Here is a 19,577-nt window from a genome sequence, read left to right on the forward strand (position 1 = left end):
GAAGCTCATTCGGTATGGCAGGTTCTTTGCGTCGTGACATAGTGGGACTCCTTGTTGCCCATTATGCCCGGCCACACACGGAAATCCTGACAGTCCCCGTGAGATGGGCCGTGGTGCCCTTTTCCCAGATGGTCAATGCGGGTTTTAGCCGCAACTCAGCGGGTTCGACGCTCTACAGCCGCCAACCCGGATGGTTCAACACCACAGGAACCTACCGTTCGCTCCAGTGCAATCAGAATGGGTGCTGGTTCAACGGCAACAACTCCGTTTCCCACGATTCGAAGTGGATGAACAATAGCTGGGACGGGTGCGTCGAGGAACAAGGCACGAGCAACAGCATCACGTCGACCGCCAGCACGATCCCGACCAACGCTTTCGACATGCGTTACGACACGATCCCGTCATCGGCACCCACACAATGGACCGTGGCCGATCCCGCGCAGGTCGGCCAGTCGCAATATGCATGCCCCAAGTCCATGCTTGAATTGCAGCAACTCGATGCCACGACCTTCAACAACTATTTCTCTTTCAACAGCGGGTTCGTGGCGAACGGCGGCACCTATCTCGACATCGGGCTATTGTGGGCGGCGCGGCTGCTGTCCCCGACCGGCAACTGGGCAAGCGACAATCCCGCAACCTTCAATAGTTTTCCGATCAGCCGCTACGTCATTTTCATGACCGATGGGTTCATGGACACCGGCAATACCGGCTATGGCGCCTATGCGCAGGAATATAGCTGGCGGCGAGTCGCGTCCGACGGCAACAGCACCACGTCCAACACGAATCATACGGCCCGCTGGCTCCTGACGTGCGCGGCGATCAAGAACATGACTAACACGAAAATCTACACTGTCTCGTTCGGCGCGGCATCGGGCCTGACGCCAGACATGATCAGCTGTTCGTCGGGGGGGCAGAACGAGTATGCCTTCGCCGCTGCAAATGCGTCTGATCTCAACGACGTGTTTCGCGACATCGGCGAAAATATCGGATCGCTAAGGCTGACGCAATGATGCGTGCCACTTTCCAAATCGGGGCCGTCGGTCGGGACATACGCGGTCTTGCCGCGCCCGAATTCGCGCTCATCCTGCTGCCGCTATGCCTGCTGCTGTTCGGTGGCCTGGAGATGGGCTACCAACTCTACGTGCGCGCGGTCCTTCAAGGGGCAATGGAGAGAGCGACGCGCCTTACCACGCTTCAAAATGTCGACAGCAACGCTATAGAGGCAGATATCGAAGCGACGGTGAAGCGCGTCGCCCCCAATGCCACGGTCCTGACGACCAAGGGCAGCTTCACCAAGTTCAGTCAGATCAACGCTCTGGAACGGCTGACCCGCGACGTGAACAACAACGGCGTGCTCGACAGCGGCGATTGCTGGGAAGATGTCGACAACGACGGAACGCGGAACATCGCTTCCGATGGCAAGGCGGGCATCGGCGGGGCGGACGATATCGTTCAGTACAAGACACAGGTTTCCTACCCCCGTATCCTGCCGCTTTATCGTTTCATCGGCATCGGCAACACGGCGACCCTGACGGCCACCACCATGACGCGGCGGCAGCCCTACCAACTCCAAAGCGCGATCACGCCGAAATGCAAGCCTTGAACGCTCTCCTCCGCGTCGGGCGACGGATCGGCGGATCGACCGATGGCGTTGCCGCCATGGAATTCGCCCTGGCGCTACCTCTTCTTGTCGGTTTGACCATGTACGGCGCGGAAGCGGCCAACATGGCCTACACTTCGCAGCAACTGGGCGATATCGCGACGATGAGCGCGGACAATATCTCGCGTATCCGGCTCAGCATTTCGAACGGCGATGTGACCGATACGCTGGGCGGGATCAAGATGCTGGGCGACCGCATCGACCTGCGCAACCGGGGCCGCATCATCGTTTCGAGCATCGCGCCGGTGGTCAACGCATCGGGGAGCGTAACGGACCAACGGCTGCGGTGGCAACGATGTACCGGCGCTCTTGTCACATCCTCCGCCTATGCCACAACCGAAGGATCGACCATCGGGGAAGCCGGAATGGGTTCTGCCGGTCGCAAGATCGCGGCGACAAAGGACAGCGAACTGATCTTCGTCGAGGTGTACTACACCTATAAGCCGCTTATCTCGGAAAGTTTTTTCGGAACGCCGCGCATGTCCGCCGTAGCCGCGATGGTCGTTCGCGAGCGTACCGCCAACGATCTTTTGCAGAATGGCGCAAATTCGCCCTGCACCAGCTACTCCGCCTAACCTCGGGAGGAGGCAGCCGACGCCGCCCCCTCCCCGAAGGTCATATTACTTGTAGCAGACCTTCTTGGCGGCCTCGACCACGCGGGCGGCGTCGATCAGGGCGGCCTTTTCGAGGTTTGCGGCGTAGGGCAGCGGAACGTCCTCATTGGTGACGCGCAGCACCGGGGCGTCGAGATCGTCGAAGCCCTTTTCCATCACGATCGCCGCGATTTCCGACGCGATCGAACAGGTGGGCCAGCCTTCCTCGACAACCACGATACGGTTGGTCTTCTTCAGGCTTTCGAGCACGGTGTCGGTGTCGAGCGGGCGCAGCGTGCGCAGATCGACGACCTCCGCCTCGATCCCCTCGCCCGCCAGCGTTTCAGCCGCTTCCAGTGCAACGCCGACGCCGATGGAATAGCTTACCAGCGTCACGTCCTTACCCTCGCGAACGATCCGCGCCTTGCCGATGGGCAGGACATAATCGTCGAGCTGCGGCACATCGAAGCTGCGGCCGTAGACCAGCTCGTTTTCCAGGAAGACGACCGGGTCTTCGGACCGGATCGCGGCCTTGAGCAGGCCCTTGGCGTCTGCCGCGTCATAAGGCGCGATGACGATGAGGCCGGGCACGGACGCGTACCAGGGACCGTAATTCTGGGAATGTTGGGCACCGACGCGGCTGGCCGCGCCGTTGGGACCGCGGAACACGATGGGGCAGCGCATCTGACCGCCGGACATATAGTTGGTCTTGGCCGCCGAATTGATGATGTGGTCGATCGCCTGCATGGCGAAATTGAACGTCATGAATTCTATGACCGGACGCAGGCCGCCCATTGCCGCGCCCGTGCCGACACCTGCGAAACCATATTCGGTGATCGGGGTGTCGATGACCCGCTTCGCGCCGAATTCGTCGAGCAGGCCCTGCGTCACCTTGTAAGCGCCCTGATATTCGGCAACTTCCTCACCCATCACGAAGACGCGCGGATCCTTGCGCATTTCCTCCGCCATCGCGTCGCGCAATGCTTCGCGCACGGTGGTCTTCACATATTCCGTGCCTTCCGGAATCGCGGGGTCCTTGACCGATGCCTTCGTTTCGGCGGTGAGCTTGGCAGTGCCGCTCTCCGCCTTCTTGGGCGCGTCGGGCGCGGCCTCAGCCTTCGAAGGCGGCGCGCTCTCCTCAGCCTTGGGCGCAGGCGCTGCGGCTTCTTCGCCGCCCTCGCCCGCCATTTCGGCGATGACGGTGCCGACCTTCACCCCTTCGGAACCTTCAGGCACCATGATCTTGCCGATCTTGCCTTCATCGACCGCTTCGAATTCCATCGTCGCCTTGTCGGTCTCGATCTCGGCAAGAATATCGCCGGACTTCACATCGTCGCCTTCCTTCACTAGCCACTTGGCCAGCGTGCCTTCTTCCATCGTCGGCGAAAGTGCCGGCATCTTGATTGCGATACCCATCAATATTGCTCCACCAGCACGTCGGTATAGAGTTCGGCCATATCCGGCTCAGGCGAAGTTTCGGCAAAGTCAGCCGCTTCGGCCACGGTCTTGCGGATATCCTGATCGATCTTCTTGATTTCCTCTTCCGACACCCCCGCTTCGGTCAGATATTTTTTCACGCCCTCGATCGGATCGGACTTGTCGCGCATGGCCTGCACCTCCTCGCGCGAACGATATTTGGCCGGATCGGACATGGAGTGGCCGCGATAGCGGTAAGTCTTCATTTCGAGCAGGATCGGGCCGTTACCGTCCTGCACCCACTTGAGCGCTTCTTCGGTCGCGCCGCGCACGGCCAGCACATCCATGCCGTCGACCTGAAGGCCGGGGATACGAAAGCTTTCGCCGCGGCGGTAAAGCTGGTCCTCCGACGAAGCGCGATTTACGCTGGTGCCCATGGCATATTGGTTGTTTTCGATCACGAAGATGATCGGCAGCTTCCACAGTTCGGCCATGTTGAAGGATTCGTAGACCTGGCCCTGGTTGGCCGCACCGTCGCCGAAATAAGCGACGCACACGCCGCCATCCTCGTTATATTTATGCGCAAAGCCAAGGCCTGCGCCGAGCGAAACCTGCGCGCCGACGATGCCATGGCCGCCGTAGAATTTATGCTCGACGCTGAACATGTGCATCGAGCCGCCCTTGCCGCGCGAAATGCCCGCTTCGCGACCGGTCAATTCGGCCATGATCACCTTGGGATCGATGCCGTAGGCGAGCATGTGGCCATGGTCGCGATAGCCGGTGATAACGCTGTCCTTGCCGGGCTCAAGCGCGGACTGGATGCCGACCGCGACCGCTTCCTGGCCGATATAGAGGTGGCAGAAGCCGCCGATGAGGCCCAGGCCGTAGAGTTGGCCCGCCTTTTCCTCGAAGCGTCGGATCAGCACCATCTGGCGATAGAATTCCAGCAATTCTTCCTTGCTGGCCTTGTAGTCGGACGGTGTTTCGGGGCGAGGCCGGTTATGGTCCGCGCCGGCGGCGGGTGCAGCCGCCTTTGCCTTTGCGCGTGTCGGACGCGGCGTCGTTGGTTTCGCCAAGGCTGTTATCCTTTTGCGTGTGGGGTAAGATGGAAGGAACTCCGATATAACCGCCCGGTTGCATATATTGCAACTCGTCAGCCCGCGATATCGCCGCAATTCTCAAGGATTCGGCTGTAATTTGATGTTGCTGTCGGCGCTGGTTTCCGTGCACGGAAAGATAGAGAGCAGCAAAGTTGCGGCGCGCGGTCGGCGCAGGAAACAAGCTTACGCAGCTTCCGAACATCGTCAGTTAAGCGGCACCACCACTTCGTCATGATGTACGACGCCAAGCTGGCGACGAATCAGTTCATCGGCCAGATCGGGATCGACGCGGCGCGGATCCAGCGCCTCGACCCGGTTCTTGAGTTCCCCGCGGGCTTCCTGCGTTTTGCGCAGCTCGACCTTTGCCGTTCTGAGCTGCCGGGAATAGTCGCCCCACGCCAGCACGCCGTTGGAACCGAGCACAACATAACCGGCGAAGAACAAAAGCAGGAGTATGGCGATCGCCGGCCCGAAAGCCGAGAACAGGAGAAGCCGAAGTTTCGCGATATGCGCCATAGATCAGAAGAATCACGAAAAAAGGCTGGCCGCAAGCGAATTCTCAACGCTTGCGGCCAGTGGATTCGTTACGCTCTCAGCGAAAAATCGAACGGCCCGCATAGACGGCGACATCGCCCAGCTCTTCTTCGATGCGGATGAGCTGGTTATATTTGGCAAGCCGGTCGGATCGCGCGAGCGAGCCGGTCTTGATCTGCCCGCAATTGGTGGCGACGGCGAGGTCGGCGATGGTCGCGTCCTCGGTTTCGCCCGAGCGGTGCGACATCACGGCGGTGTAACGCGAGCGGTGCGCCAGATCGACGGCGGCCAGCGTTTCGGTAAGCGTGCCGATCTGGTTCACCTTGACCAGCAGCGAATTGGCCAGCCCCTTGCCGATGCCCATTGAGAGGCGCGCGGGATTGGTGACGAACAGGTCGTCACCCACCAACTGGACCTTACCGCCGATCTTGTCGGTCAGCGCCTTCCAACCTTCGAAATCGTCCTCGCTCATACCGTCCTCGATCGATTTGATCGGGTAGTCGGCGCATAGAGCCGCAAGATAATCGGCCATTTCGACCGGAGAAAGCGACAGGCCCTCCCCCGAAATCTCGTACTTGCCGTTCTTGAAGAATTCGGTCGCGGCGCAATCGAGGGCCAGCACCACGTCGTCGCCCGGCTTGTAGCCCGCCTTCTCGATGCTTGCGAGGATGAAGTCGAGCGCGTCTCGGGTGGACGCGATGTTAGGCGCAAAGCCGCCTTCGTCGCCTACGGACGTGGCCAGCCCCTTGTCGTGCAGTCCCTTCTTGAGGGTATGAAAGATTTCGGACCCGATCCGCACGGCGTCGGCGATGCTTTCCGCACCGACCGGCATGACCATGAATTCCTGGAAATCGATGGGGTTGTCGGCATGTTCACCGCCATTGATGATGTTCATCATCGGCACCGGCAGCACATGCGCGCTCACCCCGCCGACATAGCGATAGAGCGGCAGGCCGCGCGCATCGGCGGCCGCCTTCGCCACAGCGAGCGAAACGCCGAGAATAGCGTTCGCGCCCAGCCGCGATTTGTTCTCCGTGCCGTCGAAGTCGATCATGGCCGCATCGACTTCGGCCTGATCCTCTGCGTCGAGGCCGATGATCTGCTCGGCGATTTCGTCGTTCACGGCGGCAACGGCCTGAAGCACACCCTTGCCAAGATATCTGCTTTTGTCGCCATCGCGCTTTTCCACCGCCTCATAGGCGCCGGTCGAAGCGCCGGAGGGCACGGCGGCGCGGCCGAAGCTGCCATCCTCCAGCATGACATCGACCTCGACCGTGGGATTGCCCCGGCTGTCGAGAATCTGGCGGGCGTGGATATCGAGAATGGCGGTCATGATCGCTCCTGCACTTGGCGTCGTAACGGCGGCTGCGCGGCCTTTTGCGCGCCCCGCTTAGCCAGCGCCCCCCTGCTTGGCAATGCGGGGGCTTGCGCTGCTGCAAAAAATGCCGAAGGTTTCGTGCGGAACTGCATCCGGCGGCAAGCATTGGGGTCATGAGAACGCACTTGGCGTCCGTGACGCCTTGAGAAAGGGAGACAAGATAATCATGGCCGAAACGCCCGACACCCCCGCAAACAAAGACTTTAAATCCGATGCCGATACAGCAGCGAAGGCCAAGGTCGAAAACGTGAAAGCGAGCGTGAGTGGCGCCGCCGACGAGATCAAGGGAACGGTGCGCAGGGCTGCTGAAAAGGCCAATGCCGTGGTGTCCGAGCAAGTTGCGCCGATCAAGGCACAAGCCAGCGAAACAGTGCGCGCCGCTGGCGAAGCGATCAAATCGGTGGACTGGAAGGCCCAGATCGAACCCATCAAGGACCAGGCGGGCAAGACCGCCAAGTCCGCCGCGATCGTAGCTAAGGACAAGACCGGAACGGCGATGCAGAGCCTCGCCAAGTTGATTTCCGACACCGCCAACACTGTCGATGCGAAGCTTGGCCCGCAATATGGCGATTATGCACGCCAGGCGGCAGAGTCGGTTGCGGGCGCAGCCGACACGCTGGACAGCAAGGATGTCGATCAACTGATGGCCGAAGCCCGCGATTTCGTGCGCAAAAGCCCGGCGGTCACCATCGGCGCCGCTGCAATCGTCGGTTATGTGCTGATGCGTCTGGCCAAGGGCTCCGACGAATAAGGTTCGCCCTTTCCACCCTGACGCACAGACCCGCATGGCGGGGCGGAGGCATGACGTGACAAATGAGCCAGCGGAACCGGCGGCCACGCCGCAGGCGAGCGGGCATGGTATCGACGCACCTGAACATGACAGCGTGCGTTCGGTCGTTGCACGATTGATTGAAGACGGTCGCGCCTACGCGTCGGCCGAAGCGGAAAAGCAAAAGCTGCGCGCCGGTATAGTATTGGCGGGCGTACGCAATGCGGCGATCTTCGGCATCATTGCGCTGATTCTTGTCTTTGCTGCTATCGTGGCGCTGATGGTCGGGTTGATCATCGCTCTGGCGCAGAGCATGGCCCCCCTATGGGCCACGCTGATTGTAGTGGGCGGCGCGCTTTGCATCGTAGTTCTGCTTCTTATGCTGGCGAAAGGGAGCATCAGCCGCATGAAAAAGGCTATCGCCCCATGACTGCGCAAACATCCTATCGGGAAGCGGTCGCTCGCGCGGAGATCGCCAAGGCTCAGTTCCGAAAGAGCGCGCAGGATACTAAAGAACGGGTTTCCCCTGCCCGGCTGAAACAGGACGTGAAAGACAAAATCAGCGGCGCTGCCAAACGCGGCGTTACGCGCGTCAGTGACAAGGCGCGGCAGAATCCGGTTGCCGTGGGCGCGGCAGGGACGGCGTTCATTCTGTTTTTGGCGCGCCGTCCGCTGACGGCACTTTTCAAGCGCCTATACGTTCGCTTTACGAATGCCCGTTCGCATGAATTGGAGAATGACAATGGCTGACATCCGCGCTCAAGTTTCCCGCGTTCGCGACGCTGCCAACGACGCCGCCGCGACGACCGCCGACAAAATTAAGGACGGTGCAGACAAGGCACGTGAAGGCGCAGGCGATCTGATCGCTACCGGACGAGACAAAGCGGGCGAAGCCTATAGCGACGCTCGCGACCGCACGCAGCGAGTCGCAGCCCGCGCGAATGAAATCGTTCAGCAGCATCCGATTGCCGCCATCGCTGGCGCGGTAGCGGTGGGTGCCGTCGTCGCATGGATGTTCCCCAAGAGCCGCCGGGCGATGAAAGTCGTTCCCGGTTTCGCATCGACCGCGAGCGCGAAGATCGTCGAGGCCGCCATCGCCGCGCGCGCCGCCGCCGCCGATCAGGCCGAAACGGTGAAGCACAGCGCGACGAAGGCGTTTCATCGCGCGAGCGAAACAGCTGGCGATCTTGCTGCCAGCGCCAAGGACGTCGCCCATAGTGCACGGAACAAGGCGCTGGAAGCGAAGGACGATGTGGCATCCGCTGACCTGTCCGCCAAGGCATCCCGGTTCGCCGACGATGTGGCTTCGGCAGTGGTGGCCAAGGTCGAAGCGCTGACCGATACGATCAAGGCGCGGTTGCCCAAGCACTGACTGCGATTGCGCAAATCGCAACGACGTTTGAACGCCCACTCCTTGGCTGATGATGGCAGCGATGCTACAGCGCCCTCATCAGCCAAAGGAGAAAATACAGGCATGAGCAAGATGCATCTTGTCATGGGCGGTCGCGTCACCAATCCCCAGACCCTGGAGTTCCAGGATCTCAACGCCGTCGATTTGGTCGGCGTCTTTCCAGATTACGCATCGGCTGAAAAAGCATGGCGCGCCGCTGCACAGCGCACCGTCGATGATGCGGAAATGCGTTACGTCATCGTCCACCTGCATCGGCTGCTCGAACCCGAACTGCCTGCTGCCTGACAGCGTGTTGCGGCCACCAGGTCGCCTGCCCTTCGATGGGCAGGCGATCGTCAACGGACGGAATGCGGCTTACGACGGAAACGCCAGTGAAGAAGCGGCCTGGTTAGTGCCAGCCCAGCCAGGAAGCCGCCCACATGCGCGGCGACCGCGATGCGGCCGACATCGGAGAGCCCTACCCCGCCTGCCAAGCCGATCATCACCTGAAGCGTGATCCATGCTGCCGCCAGCCACAGCATCCTCACCAAATTGGCGGACAACGGACCGATGCGCCGAACCTGCTGTTGGCTATAGAGGAGGGCATAGGTCGCGATGATCGCGGAGATCGCGCCGCTCGCGCCCACCATCGGGTCGGTGGAGGAAGGTCCGATGGCCCATTGCGCCACGCAGGCAGCGTAGGCCCCCATGACATACAGGATCATCATTCCCTTCCACCCCAGCACATGCTCGACATGTCGTCCGCAAAAGACGAGCATCAGCATATTGAAGGCAATGTGAAGCCAACCGGCATGGATCACGGTACAGGTAAGCGGCGTCAACCACCATGGGACGGCTGCCATACCGGCAAGCAGATCGGGTTCCGTCACCCGCGCCGGTATGAAACCGCCCATCACCGCAGCATCGTTCACATGCCCCGTCATCGACAGGATCGCGAACAGAGCGGTAATAACCGCTGCCAGAATGTTCGTGCCGCGGCCGGAAGGCAATGTCACGGCGTCAGATGAACTCGATCTGGTTCACGAGATAGAATTTGTCGCCCGACGGGACCGACACCTCAATCTCGTCACCGACTTCCCGACCGATGAGCGCACGTCCGAGTGGACTGTTATAGCTGATCATGCCCGCCTTCGCATCGGCTTCCGCCTGACCGACGATCTGGTAGCGGACCGGCTTGTCATCTTCGTCAAGCAGCGTGACGGTCGCACCGAACACGATCCGATCACCCGAAAGGGTCGTAGGATCGATGACCTGCGCACGCGACAGCTTGTCTTCGAGGTCCGAGATAGTCGCTTCGACCTGACCCTGGCGTTCTTTGGCCGCATGATATTCGGCATTTTCCGAGAGATCGCCATGCGCACGCGCTTCTTCGATGGCGTCCACGATCTGCGGCCGCTCGGCCTTCAGTTCGCGGAGCTGCGCATTGAGCTTGTCATAGCCCACCTGCAGCATCGGCATCTTCTCGACGGTCGCCATTCCCTAAATCCTTCGTCAAAACTTCCCTTAGCGGCCCCATCGGTGGAGTCGCCGCGCAACGTCATTCCTGTGCAGGGGATTAAGCGTGCGACTGCGGATAATAGGACTGGAGCGCCCGCACTTCAAGGGCACGTCCCCGGAGCGCCTCTATCGCATCCGCTGCGGCCACACTCGCCGCCGCCGTGGTGAAGCTCGCGATCTTGGCGCGGAGAGCAGACGTGCGGATCGCCTTGCTGTCCTTGAGCGACTGCCAGCCTTCGGTCGTGTTCAAGATCAGTTGAACGTCACCGTCGGTGATCCGGTCGACGATGTGCGGACGGCCTTCTGCGACCTTGTTCACCCGCTCGATCGCGATCCCCTGCTCTTCAAGATATTTCGCCGTCCCACCGGTCGCGATGATGGTGAAGCCCATCGCGCTCAATTTCTGGACGGCGGGCAGGACGACCGGCTTGTCGCTGTCCTTGACCGACACGAACACGGTGCCTTCCTTCGGCAGAACGGTGCCCGCGCCGATTTGCGCCTTGGCGAAGGCCGTGGCGAAATCGCTGTCTATACCCATGACTTCCCCGGTGCTCTTCATTTCCGGCGAAAGGACGGGATCCACACCAGGGAAGCGGGCGAAGGGGAAGACGGCTTCCTTGACCGCAATATGGTCAATCGCATTGCGGTCGATCCTGGGCAGATCCTTCAGCTTTTCTCCCGCCATGACGCGGCTCGCGATCTTGGCGATGGGCGTGCCGATTGCCTTGGCAACGAAAGGCACGGTCCGGCTGGCGCGCGGATTGACCTCGATCAGATAGACGATGCCATCCTTGACGGCGAACTGGATGTTCATGAGGCCGCACACCGACAGCGCCCGGGCCAGCACATCGGTCTGGCGCTCGATCTCCGCGATGACATCCGCCGACAGGCTGTAGGGAGGGAGCGAGCAGGCGCTGTCGCCCGAATGGACGCCCGCCTCCTCGATATGCTGGAGGACACCCGCGACCACAACGTCGTCGCCATCGCATAGCGCATCCACGTCGACCTCGACCGCATCGCGCAAATATTGATCGATGAGGACCGGCGAATCGCCCGACACCTGAACGGCGGTAGCTATATATTCCTCCAGTTGTGCCTGCCCATCGACGATTTCCATCGCGCGACCGCCCAGCACGTAGGACGGACGCATCAGGACCGGATAGCCGATGCGGTTGGCGACCGCGATCGCTTCCTCACGGCTGCGGGCAATGCCGTTTGCGGGCTGGCGCAGCTTCAGCTTGTCGATGAGCGCGGCAAATCGTTCGCGGTCTTCGGCGAGATCGATGGCGTCGGGGGACGTGCCCAGGATCGGCACGCCCGCATCCTCCAGCGCCTGCGCAAGCTTGAGCGGGGTCTGCCCGCCGAACTGCACGATAACGCCCGCCAGCGTCCCGTTCGACATTTCGACGTTCAGGATTTCGAGCACATCCTCTGCCGTCAGGGGCTCGAAATAGAGGCGGTCCGACGTGTCATAATCGGTGGATACGGTTTCGGGATTGCAGTTGACCATGATCGTTTCATAGCCCGCCTCCGCCAGCGCGAAGCAGGCGTGGACGCAGCAATAATCGAACTCGATACCCTGCCCGATCCGGTTGGGTCCGCCGCCCAGGATCACGACCTTCCGCCGGTCGCTGGGCTGCGCCTCGTTTTCCGCCTCTCCGAACAGCGGCGCTTCGTAAGTGGAATACATGTAGGGCGTCTTCGCCTCGAACTCGGCAGCGCAGGTGTCGATGCGCTTGAAGACGGGGCGGACGCCGAGCTTGTGGCGCAGGGCACGCACTTCCGCTTCGGTAACGCCGCCGGTCATCGCCTTGACCGCTTCATGGATCAGGCCGGAGCCGCGAGCGATGCCGCGTTCCATGCCACGCAGATTGGCGGATTTGAGCGCCAGCCAGGCAAGGCGCCTGTCGGAAAAGCCCATGGATTTAAGGCGGCGCATCCCGTCCGTATCCTGCGGCAGGCCGTTATCCAGCACCTCTGCCTCGGCGTCCACGATTTCCTTAAGGCGATCGAGGAACCATGGGTCGAACTTGGCGATGGCGTGGATTTCCTCGACGCTCAGCCCTTCGCGAAGCGCTTGCGCCGCGATCAGCAGGCGGTCGGGCGTCGGCTGGGCGAGCGCGGCGACGATGTCGTCCTTGGGCGCGCCCTCCAGATGAACGACATTATTGAAGCCCGACAGACCGGTTTCGAGGCCGCGCAGCGCCTTTTGCATCGATTCGTGGATATTACGACCGATCGCCATGACTTCGCCGACCGATTTCATCGCGGTGCCGAGCAATGGCTCGGACCCCTTGAACTTCTCGAACGCAAAGCGCGGGATCTTGGTCACGACATAGTCGATGGTCGGCTCAAACGACGCTGGCGTCGCGCCGGTGATGTCATTCTCGATCTCGTCGAGAGTATAGCCGACGGCGAGCTTCGCTGCGACCTTGGCGATCGGGAAGCCGGTCGCCTTCGACGCCAATGCCGAGGAGCGCGACACGCGCGGGTTCATTTCGATGACGATCAGGCGGCCGTCCTTGGGGTTGACCGCGAACTGCACGTTGGAACCGCCGGTTTCCACGCCGATCTCACGCAGCACCGCAATGGATGCGTTGCGCATGATCTGATATTCCTTGTCGGTCAGCGTCAGCGCGGGCGCGACGGTGATGGAATCGCCGGTATGGACGCCCATCGGATCGACATTCTCGATCGAACAGATGATGATGCAGTTGTCGTTCCGGTCGCGGACCACCTCCATCTCATATTCTTTCCAGCCGAGGAGCGATTCCTCGATCAGGACTTCTGTGGTCGGGGAAGCATCGAGGCCTTCGGCGACGATCCGCTTGAATTCCTCGCGGTTGTAGGCGACCCCGCCGCCCGTCCCGCCGAGAGTGAAGCTGGGGCGGATGATCGAGGGAAGGCCGGTGAACTCCAGCGCTTCGAGCGCTTCGTCCATCGTATGCGCAATGCGCGAGCGAGCGCTTTCCAGACCGATCCGGTCCATCGCGTCGCGGAATTTCAGGCGGTCTTCCGCCTTGTCGATAGCCTGCGCGTCCGCGCCGATCATCTTGACGCCGAATTTATCCAGCGTACCGTCGTTGAACAATGCCAGCGCCGTGTTGAGCGCCGTCTGCCCGCCCATCGTGGGCAGTACCGCGTCGGGCCGTTCCTTCTCGATGATCTTCGCCACGATTTCAGGCGTGATCGGCTCGACATAAGTCGCGTCGGCGAATTCCGGGTCGGTCATGATCGTGGCCGGGTTGGAATTCACCAGGATGATGCGATAGCCCTCTTCCTTGAGCGCCTTCACCGCCTGCGTGCCCGAATAGTCGAACTCGCACGCCTGACCGATGATGATCGGGCCAGCGCCGATGATGAGAATGGAGGAAATGTCGGTGCGTTTGGGCATTGTTATATCGACCGCTTGATAGAATAAGGAATGTTCTTGGCTTGGCCATGCTCGGCAAGGAAGAGAAGCTTCACAGCCTTTCTCTCGCTCTGACGAAGGATCGCAAGCCTTGATGGACAGGTGGGCATGTCGCCCACTGCGCCTGCGATTGATGGTTTGGCGATCTCAATGCACGCCCCCCGTCTGCGCCTCGCACCCCCAGCCGTCATATTCGACACCGCAGAGGATTTCGATCTGGAGGCATTTCTTCGTCAGTGCGCGGATCGAGGCTTCGTCGACCGGCTGCACGCATTCGAGAAAAAGGAAGAGGTCGCCGTCCTCATCCTCTTCCCGGTCCAGTTCGACCATTCCGAACTGGCTGGCGATGGTGAGGACGCGCTCGAAATCCTGCTCGCTGCCCTTGAAACTGACGTCCACGGGCCGCGCCAGGCGGGCGATATCACCATTGGCCGCGAGATTGGCGAGGACTTCCCTGTCCGCCTCCCACTCTGCGGCAAGGCGCGCTTCGTCGACGGGGGGCAGGTTCTGGCTCACGCGCCGACCGGGCCTTTCAGCCCCTCCACGAACCGCTGGAACAGGTAGAAGCTGTCCTGCGGCCCCGGCGATGCCTCAGGGTGATATTGCACCGAAAAAGCGTTGCGGTCCGTCAATTCTATGCCGCAATTGCTGCCGTCGAACAGCGACACGTGGGTCGGGCGGACATTGGCGGGCAGCGTGTCCACATCGACCGCGAAACCGTGGTTCATGCTGGTGATCTCGACCAGACCGTCGGACAGGCGCTTGACCGGATGGTTCGCGCCGCGGTGCCCCTGATGCATCTTGATCGTCTTCGCACCGACCGCCAGCCCCAGCAACTGATGGCCGAGGCAGATGCCGAAGATCGGAATATCCTGCGCCAGCAACGCCGCGATCACCGGCACGGCATAAGCCCCCGTCGCGGCGGGATCGCCCGGACCGTTGGAAAGGAACACCCCGTCGGGCTTCTGTGCCATCACCTGGTCGAACGATGCGGTGGCGGGCAGCACGGTGACGCGCGCGCCGGCCCTTACCAGATTGCGGAAGATATTGTTCTTCGCGCCATAATCGATGGCGACGACATGGGGCCGGTCGTCCGCCGCCTCGCCAAGGTTGTAGCCGAAGCCCAGGCGCCACACGCCGTCTTTCCACAGGCGGCTTTCCTTGCCCGTGACTTCGATGGCGAGGTCCATGCCCTCAAGGCCCGGCCAGCTTGCAGCCTTTTCCGCCAGCGCGGCGATATCGAACGCCCCCTCGGGATCGTTTGCGATCACGACGTTGGGCGCGCCCTTGATACGGATGAGCCGCGTCAGCGCGCGGGTGTCCACGCCGGACACGCCAATGCGGCCATGGGCGCGCATCCACTGGTCGAAGGGTTCGACGTTGCGGAAATTGCTCGGCGCCGTCACGTCCTGCCGCACGATGCAGCCGAGCGCATAGGGATTGCCGGCCTCAACATCGTCAAGATTTGTGCCGACGTTGCCGATATGCGGGAAAGTGAAGTTGATGACCTGACCGGCGTAGGACGGATCGGTCATGATCTCCTGATAGCCGGTAATCGACGTGTTGAAGCAGAGTTCGCCCACCGCTCCGCCGACCGCGCCGAAACCGCGCCCGAACACTGCGCTGCCGTCCGCGAAAACCACGACCCCTGTCGCTCCTTTGGGCACGGTGAGGGTCTTGGCGTCAGCCATGATGCGCGGTTCCTTTATGCTTTTGCGGGAACCCGTCTGATGCGGGTTAAACGGCCGGTCACCTATGCCCCCCTGCTCGCAAGGTCAACGTCTGTTAAAAATCTCTTTTGCCGCTATATCTGCTTCTTTCCGCAAGACACAGGATTTCCTCGCCCATGATTCGCGACACCATCAAGAGCGCTCAGGTCACAGCGATGAAAGCCGGCGACAAGGAACGCCTTGCCGCCGTGCGCCTGATCCTCGCCAAGCTCAAGGATCGCGACATCGAATTGCGCACAGCCTCCAGCGTGCCGGACGACGACTCCGTGGTGGTCGAGGTGCTCCAGAAGATGGTGAAGCAGCGCCGCGAATCGATCGACATGTTCCGCAGCGGCGGGCGCGACGAACTCGCGGCCAAGGAGCAGGCCGAGCTGGATGTGATCGAAGGCTTCCTGCCTCAGCAGTTGAGCGAGGACGAGACGAAGGCCGCAATCGATGCCATCAAGGCCGAAGTCGGCGCAAGCAGCGTCAAGGACATGGGCCGCGTGATGGCGGTGCTGAAGGAACGTCACGGGTCGGTGATCGACATGAGCAAGGCGAGCGGCCTCGTGAAGGCAGCGCTTTCCTGACATGATCGGGCGATGAGCCTTTCCCCGCAATGGCTGGACGAACTGCGCGCCCGCACGTCGCTGTCGACCCTGATCGGCCGAACGGTGAAGGTGCAGAAGGCGGGGCGCGAGTATAAGGCGTGCTGCCCCTTTCATAACGAAAAGACGCCCAGCTTCACGATCAACGACGAGAAGGGCTTCTACCATTGTTTCGGGTGCGGCGCGCATGGTGACGCAATCCGGTGGATGACCGATCATCGCGGCCTTCCCTTCATGGAGGCGGTAAAGGAACTGGCCGCCACCGCCGGGATGGAAGTCCCCGCCCCCGATCCGCGCGCCGCCAAGCGGGCCGAGCAGGCCAGGGGGCTTCACGACGCGATGGCGGCGGCACAGGACTTCTTCGTCGCGCAACTCGGCGGGATTGAGGGCGGGGACGCGCGCGCCTATCTGGACAAGCGCGGCATCGGCGAGTCGACACGGCGCGCATTCGGATTCGGCTTTTCCCCCGATGCGCGCGGTCGCCTGAAAAGCGCGCTCAAGGATTTCGGCGATCCCATGCTGGTGGAGGCGGGGTTGCTGATCGATCCGAACGGTGCAGAACCGGACGGCAGCGGCGGTCGGAAACGCGACAGCTACGACCGGTTTCGCGGTCGATTGATGCTGCCCATCCGCGACATTCGCGGGCGGACGATCGCCTTTGGCGGACGTATCCTGGGCCAGGGCGAGCCCAAATATCTGAACTCACCCGACACACCGCTCTTCGACAAGGGGCGCACGCTCTACAACATCGACCGCGCCTCCCCCGCCAGCCGCCAGACCGGACGGGTCATCGTGGTCGAAGGCTATATGGACGTCATCGCACTGGCGCAGGCGGGGTTCGCCGACGCGGTCGCCCCGCTCGGCACCGCGCTGACCGAACATCAGATCGAACGACTGTGGAAAATGGTGGAGGTGCCGATCCTCTGCTTCGATGGCGACAGCGCGGGGCAAAAGGCGGCGATTCGCGCGGCGACTCGCGCACTCCCCCTGCTGCGCCCCGGCCACAGCCTCTGTTTCGCGACCTTGCCGGCGGGGCAGGATCCCGACGACCTGATCCGCGAGAGCGGCGCTGCCGCCATGGAGCAGGTGCTGGGCCAGGCTCAGCCACTGATCGAGCGACTGTGGAGCCACGAAGTCTCCGCCGCGCCGCTCGACACGCCCGAGCAGAAGGCCGCTCTCAAGCAACGGTTGCGCGCGCTTTCCGGCGCCATCGCCCACCCCGACGTCAAAGCGCATTACGCACATGCATTTCGCGAGCGATACGATAAGCTGTTCTTCGCGCGGCGCGACAATGCCCCTTCGCAGATGCGCACGGGCGGCGGCACGGCAGCACGATGGCAGCGGGACAGGCGCGGCAACTGGAAAGCCCCCATTCCCCCTGCGGGGACGGAAGCGCGCGCAATCGGTTCAGGCGGCCTGGAACAACGATTGCTGAGCGCCGTTCTCGCCAGTCTGCTGCGCCATCCCGACCAGATCGCGCCCCATCGAGAGCCGCTTTCCGCACTGCGGATCGCCGATCCGGTCATGGCCCGACTGCTCGGCACGATGATCCAATGTTCGCTCGGCAAAGAAACAGTTGAAACGCAGGGCCTCCTTACCATATTGGGGCAAGGTGAAGTGTATAATAAGGCCAAGGGGATGCTCCGGGCCGACACGTTTTCACTCACCCCACACAGGATGGTAGCCGATCCAAATCGCGTGGCGCGCGATTTGGAGGAAGCTATCCGGGTGATGGCGCAGGGGCCGGAGCTGGAAGCGGCGCTGGCGGAGGCCACGAAGCGGTTCGAGAAGGATTTCAGCGAAGAAAATTTCGCTGAGCAACAGCGCATCCGCGCGCTGAAGGCCGATCACGAACGCCGACTGGCGGAACTCGTGCAGCCCGAGGATGGTATTTGATTGCGGTCCCTTTTCGGGACATCGCGAAGTGCAAGGCGAAGTAATGGCGACCAAGGCGAACAGCAAGAATAATGGCGCGGGCGACGGTGAGGATGGCGGCGATGCCCCGCTGCTCGACCTCAACGAAGCGTCCGTCAAGAAGCTGATCGCCCGCGCGAAGAAGCGCGGCTACATCACCTATGACGAACTCAACGACGCACTGCCTCAGGACCAGATGTCCTCCGAGCAGATCGAGGACGTGATGTCGGCTCTGAACGACATGGGCGTCAACATCGTTGAGAACGAGGAAGCGAGCGAAGACGGCGACGACAATCGCGACGACGATACCGAGGAAACCACCGACGAGGCTTCGGAGGACGACGGTCCGAAGCTGATGACCGAGAAGAAGAAGGAAACGGTAGATCGCACCGACGATCCCGTTCGCATGTATCTGCGCGAGATGGGCGCTGTCGAACTGCTGAGCCGCGAGGGTGAGATCGCGATCGCCAAGCGAATCGAGGCGGGGCGCGACACCATGATTCTGGGGCTTTGCGAAAGCCCGACGACCTTCAACGCCATCATCGAATGGTCGACCGCGCTCAACAACGGCGAGATGCAGCTGCGCGAGATTCTCGATCTCGATGCCATGCTCTCGAAGGACCCTGCGCCCGAAAATCTGGAAGAGGGCGCGGAGGACGACGACGGCGAAATCAGTGAGAAGACCGCAGGGCCAAGCTTCAAGGAAGAGGAGGAGCCCGAAGAGGAATCTGCCGACTCCGACGAGGATGAGGACGGCCTGACCGAACGCCGCGCCCGCCGGAACGAAGAGGAAGAGGAAGAGGACAACACCCTCTCCCTCGCCCAGATGGAAGAAACGCTCAAGCCGATGGCGCTTGAGAAGTTCGCGACCATCACCGAAATCTTTCGCAGCTTTTCCAGGGCGCAGGAAACGCGCATGCTCGCCATGGCGAACGGCGATACGCTGAGCCAGAAGGCCGAGGACGATTATCAGGCGCTGCGCGAAAGTCTGACGGCTGAAGTGGAGAGCGTTCAGTTCCACCAGCAGAAGATCGAATATCTGGTCGATCAGCTTTACGCCTATAACCGTCGCCTGACTGCGCTGGGCGGGCAGATGCTGCGCTTGGCCGAACGCCACAAGGTCAGCCGCAAGGACTTTCTCGACCGTTATGTGAACCATGAGCTGGACGACGCCTGGCTCGACAAGGTTAGCGGCATCGACAAGAAATGGGCGGCCTTCGCAGCAGCCGAAGCCCGCGCGGTCGAGCGGATCCGCAACGAAGTCAGCGAAATCGCGCAGGCGACGGGCATGTCCTTGAGCGAATTCCGCCGCATCGTGAACATGGTGCAGAAGGGCGAGCGCGAGGCACGAATCGCCAAGAAGGAAATGGTCGAGGCGAACCTGCGTCTCGTCATCTCCATCGCGAAAAAGTACACCAATCGCGGCCTGCAGTTCCTCGACCTCATTCAGGAAGGCAATATCGGCCTCATGAAAGCGGTCGATAAGTTCGAATATCGGCGCGGATACAAGTTCAGCACCTATGCGACCTGGTGGATCCGGCAGGCGATCACCCGTTCGATCGCGGATCAGGCACGT

20 protein-coding genes are annotated in these 19,577 nt (G+C 61.7%); 11 read left to right on the forward strand and 9 right to left on the reverse strand.

Features of this window, described 5'->3' with window-relative positions:
• Nucleotides 1–110: 110 nt before the first annotated feature.
• Genes DI606_RS15645 through DI606_RS15655 form a run of 3 tightly spaced genes read left to right on the forward strand, consistent with a single transcriptional unit; the run spans nucleotide 111 to nucleotide 2,235 of the window.
• Nucleotides 111–1,010: a hypothetical protein gene (locus DI606_RS15645; RefSeq protein ID WP_293984651.1), complete on the forward strand. Its 900-nt coding sequence runs from the start codon at nucleotides 111–113 to the stop codon at nucleotides 1,008–1,010.
• Nucleotides 1,007–1,603, forward strand: a complete 597-nt coding sequence (locus DI606_RS15650) for a TadE/TadG family type IV pilus assembly protein (RefSeq protein ID WP_293984653.1) — start codon at nucleotides 1,007–1,009, stop codon at nucleotides 1,601–1,603. The genes DI606_RS15645 and DI606_RS15650 overlap by 4 nt, the downstream gene beginning before the upstream one ends.
• Complete coding sequence (locus tag DI606_RS15655; RefSeq protein ID WP_293984655.1) at nucleotides 1,600–2,235, forward strand: TadE/TadG family type IV pilus assembly protein; 636 nt, start codon at nucleotides 1,600–1,602, stop codon at nucleotides 2,233–2,235. The genes DI606_RS15650 and DI606_RS15655 overlap by 4 nt, the downstream gene beginning before the upstream one ends.
• A 45-nt stretch (nucleotides 2,236–2,280) precedes the next feature.
• Here DI606_RS15655 and DI606_RS15660 read toward each other — a convergent pair whose 3' ends face one another.
• From DI606_RS15660 to eno, 4 genes are all read right to left on the reverse strand, one after another.
• Nucleotides 2,281–3,669, reverse strand: a complete 1,389-nt coding sequence (locus tag DI606_RS15660; protein ID WP_293984657.1) for a pyruvate dehydrogenase complex E1 component subunit beta — start codon at nucleotides 3,667–3,669, stop codon at nucleotides 2,281–2,283.
• Nucleotides 3,669–4,745 carry a pyruvate dehydrogenase (acetyl-transferring) E1 component subunit alpha gene (pdhA, locus tag DI606_RS15665; protein WP_293984658.1) on the reverse strand — a complete coding sequence of 359 codons (1,077 nt, stop codon included), beginning with the start codon at nucleotides 4,743–4,745 and terminating at the stop codon, nucleotides 3,669–3,671. The genes DI606_RS15660 and pdhA overlap by 1 nt, the downstream gene beginning before the upstream one ends.
• Nucleotides 4,746–4,973: 228 nt before the next feature.
• A complete protein-coding gene (locus DI606_RS15670; RefSeq protein ID WP_293984659.1) occupies nucleotides 4,974–5,285 on the reverse strand; it encodes a septum formation initiator family protein in 312 nt (103 codons plus the stop codon).
• Nucleotides 5,286–5,361: 76 nt separating this feature from the next.
• Nucleotides 5,362–6,636: a phosphopyruvate hydratase gene (gene eno, locus DI606_RS15675; RefSeq protein WP_293984662.1), complete on the reverse strand. Its 1,275-nt coding sequence runs from the start codon at nucleotides 6,634–6,636 to the stop codon at nucleotides 5,362–5,364.
• 211 nt (nucleotides 6,637–6,847) lie between these two features.
• Between eno and DI606_RS15680 the strand changes: the two genes are divergently transcribed.
• The 5 genes from DI606_RS15680 to DI606_RS15700 all read left to right on the forward strand — a co-directional run bounded on the left by DI606_RS15680 (nucleotide 6,848) and on the right by DI606_RS15700 (nucleotide 9,146).
• A complete protein-coding gene (locus tag DI606_RS15680) occupies nucleotides 6,848–7,432 on the forward strand; it encodes a hypothetical protein (protein WP_293984685.1) in 585 nt (194 codons plus the stop codon).
• 55 nt (nucleotides 7,433–7,487) lie between these two features.
• Nucleotides 7,488–7,880: a phage holin family protein gene (locus DI606_RS15685; protein ID WP_293984664.1), complete on the forward strand. Its 393-nt coding sequence runs from the start codon at nucleotides 7,488–7,490 to the stop codon at nucleotides 7,878–7,880.
• Nucleotides 7,877–8,200: a hypothetical protein gene (locus DI606_RS15690; protein ID WP_293984666.1), complete on the forward strand. Its 324-nt coding sequence runs from the start codon at nucleotides 7,877–7,879 to the stop codon at nucleotides 8,198–8,200. Before DI606_RS15685 ends, DI606_RS15690 begins: the two co-directional genes overlap by 4 nt.
• On the forward strand, nucleotides 8,193–8,822 hold the full coding sequence (locus DI606_RS15695) for a hypothetical protein (protein ID WP_293984668.1): 630 nt from the start codon (nucleotides 8,193–8,195) through the stop codon (nucleotides 8,820–8,822). The genes DI606_RS15690 and DI606_RS15695 overlap by 8 nt, the downstream gene beginning before the upstream one ends.
• 102 nt (nucleotides 8,823–8,924) lie before the next feature.
• Nucleotides 8,925–9,146, forward strand: coding sequence for a DUF4170 domain-containing protein (locus DI606_RS15700; protein ID WP_293984670.1), 222 nt, complete (start codon nucleotides 8,925–8,927; stop codon nucleotides 9,144–9,146).
• Nucleotides 9,147–9,196: 50 nt separating this feature from the next.
• Here the strand turns inward: DI606_RS15700 and DI606_RS15705 are convergent, their stop codons facing one another.
• The 5 genes from DI606_RS15705 to carA all read right to left on the reverse strand — a co-directional run bounded on the left by DI606_RS15705 (nucleotide 9,197) and on the right by carA (nucleotide 15,461).
• Nucleotides 9,197–9,856: a rhomboid family intramembrane serine protease gene (locus tag DI606_RS15705; RefSeq protein ID WP_293984672.1), complete on the reverse strand. Its 660-nt coding sequence runs from the start codon at nucleotides 9,854–9,856 to the stop codon at nucleotides 9,197–9,199.
• Between the two features lie 4 nt (nucleotides 9,857–9,860).
• Nucleotides 9,861–10,337: a transcription elongation factor GreA gene (gene greA / locus DI606_RS15710; RefSeq protein ID WP_293984674.1), complete on the reverse strand. Its 477-nt coding sequence runs from the start codon at nucleotides 10,335–10,337 to the stop codon at nucleotides 9,861–9,863.
• A gap of 79 nt (nucleotides 10,338–10,416) precedes the next feature.
• Nucleotides 10,417–13,752 (reverse strand): carbamoyl-phosphate synthase large subunit, encoded by a 3,336-nt coding sequence (gene carB / locus DI606_RS15715; RefSeq protein WP_293984675.1) that lies wholly within the window; start codon nucleotides 13,750–13,752, stop codon nucleotides 10,417–10,419.
• A gap of 165 nt (nucleotides 13,753–13,917) precedes the next feature.
• Complete coding sequence (locus tag DI606_RS15720; protein ID WP_293984676.1) at nucleotides 13,918–14,286, reverse strand: ribonuclease E inhibitor RraB; 369 nt, start codon at nucleotides 14,284–14,286, stop codon at nucleotides 13,918–13,920.
• Entirely contained in the window at nucleotides 14,283–15,461 is a 1,179-nt protein-coding gene (carA, locus tag DI606_RS15725) for a glutamine-hydrolyzing carbamoyl-phosphate synthase small subunit (RefSeq protein ID WP_293984678.1), read from the reverse strand. The genes DI606_RS15720 and carA overlap by 4 nt, the downstream gene beginning before the upstream one ends.
• Nucleotides 15,462–15,616: 155 nt before the next feature.
• On the opposite strand from carA, the gene DI606_RS15730 reads away from it, so the two are divergent.
• From DI606_RS15730 to DI606_RS15740, 3 genes are all read left to right on the forward strand, one after another.
• A complete protein-coding gene (locus DI606_RS15730; RefSeq protein WP_293984680.1) occupies nucleotides 15,617–16,069 on the forward strand; it encodes a GatB/YqeY domain-containing protein in 453 nt (150 codons plus the stop codon).
• A gap of 12 nt (nucleotides 16,070–16,081) precedes the next feature.
• Entirely contained in the window at nucleotides 16,082–17,983 is a 1,902-nt protein-coding gene (gene dnaG, locus DI606_RS15735) for a DNA primase (RefSeq protein ID WP_293984681.1), read from the forward strand.
• Nucleotides 17,984–18,026: 43 nt separating this feature from the next.
• A partial coding sequence (locus DI606_RS15740) for a sigma-70 family RNA polymerase sigma factor (protein WP_293984683.1) occupies nucleotides 18,027–19,577 on the forward strand: 1,551 nt, incomplete at its 3' end.

Origin of the sequence: Sphingobium sp., assembly GCF_003248505.1 — a bacterium.
In the GTDB taxonomy this organism is placed as follows: Bacteria; Pseudomonadota; Alphaproteobacteria; order Sphingomonadales; family Sphingomonadaceae; genus Sphingobium.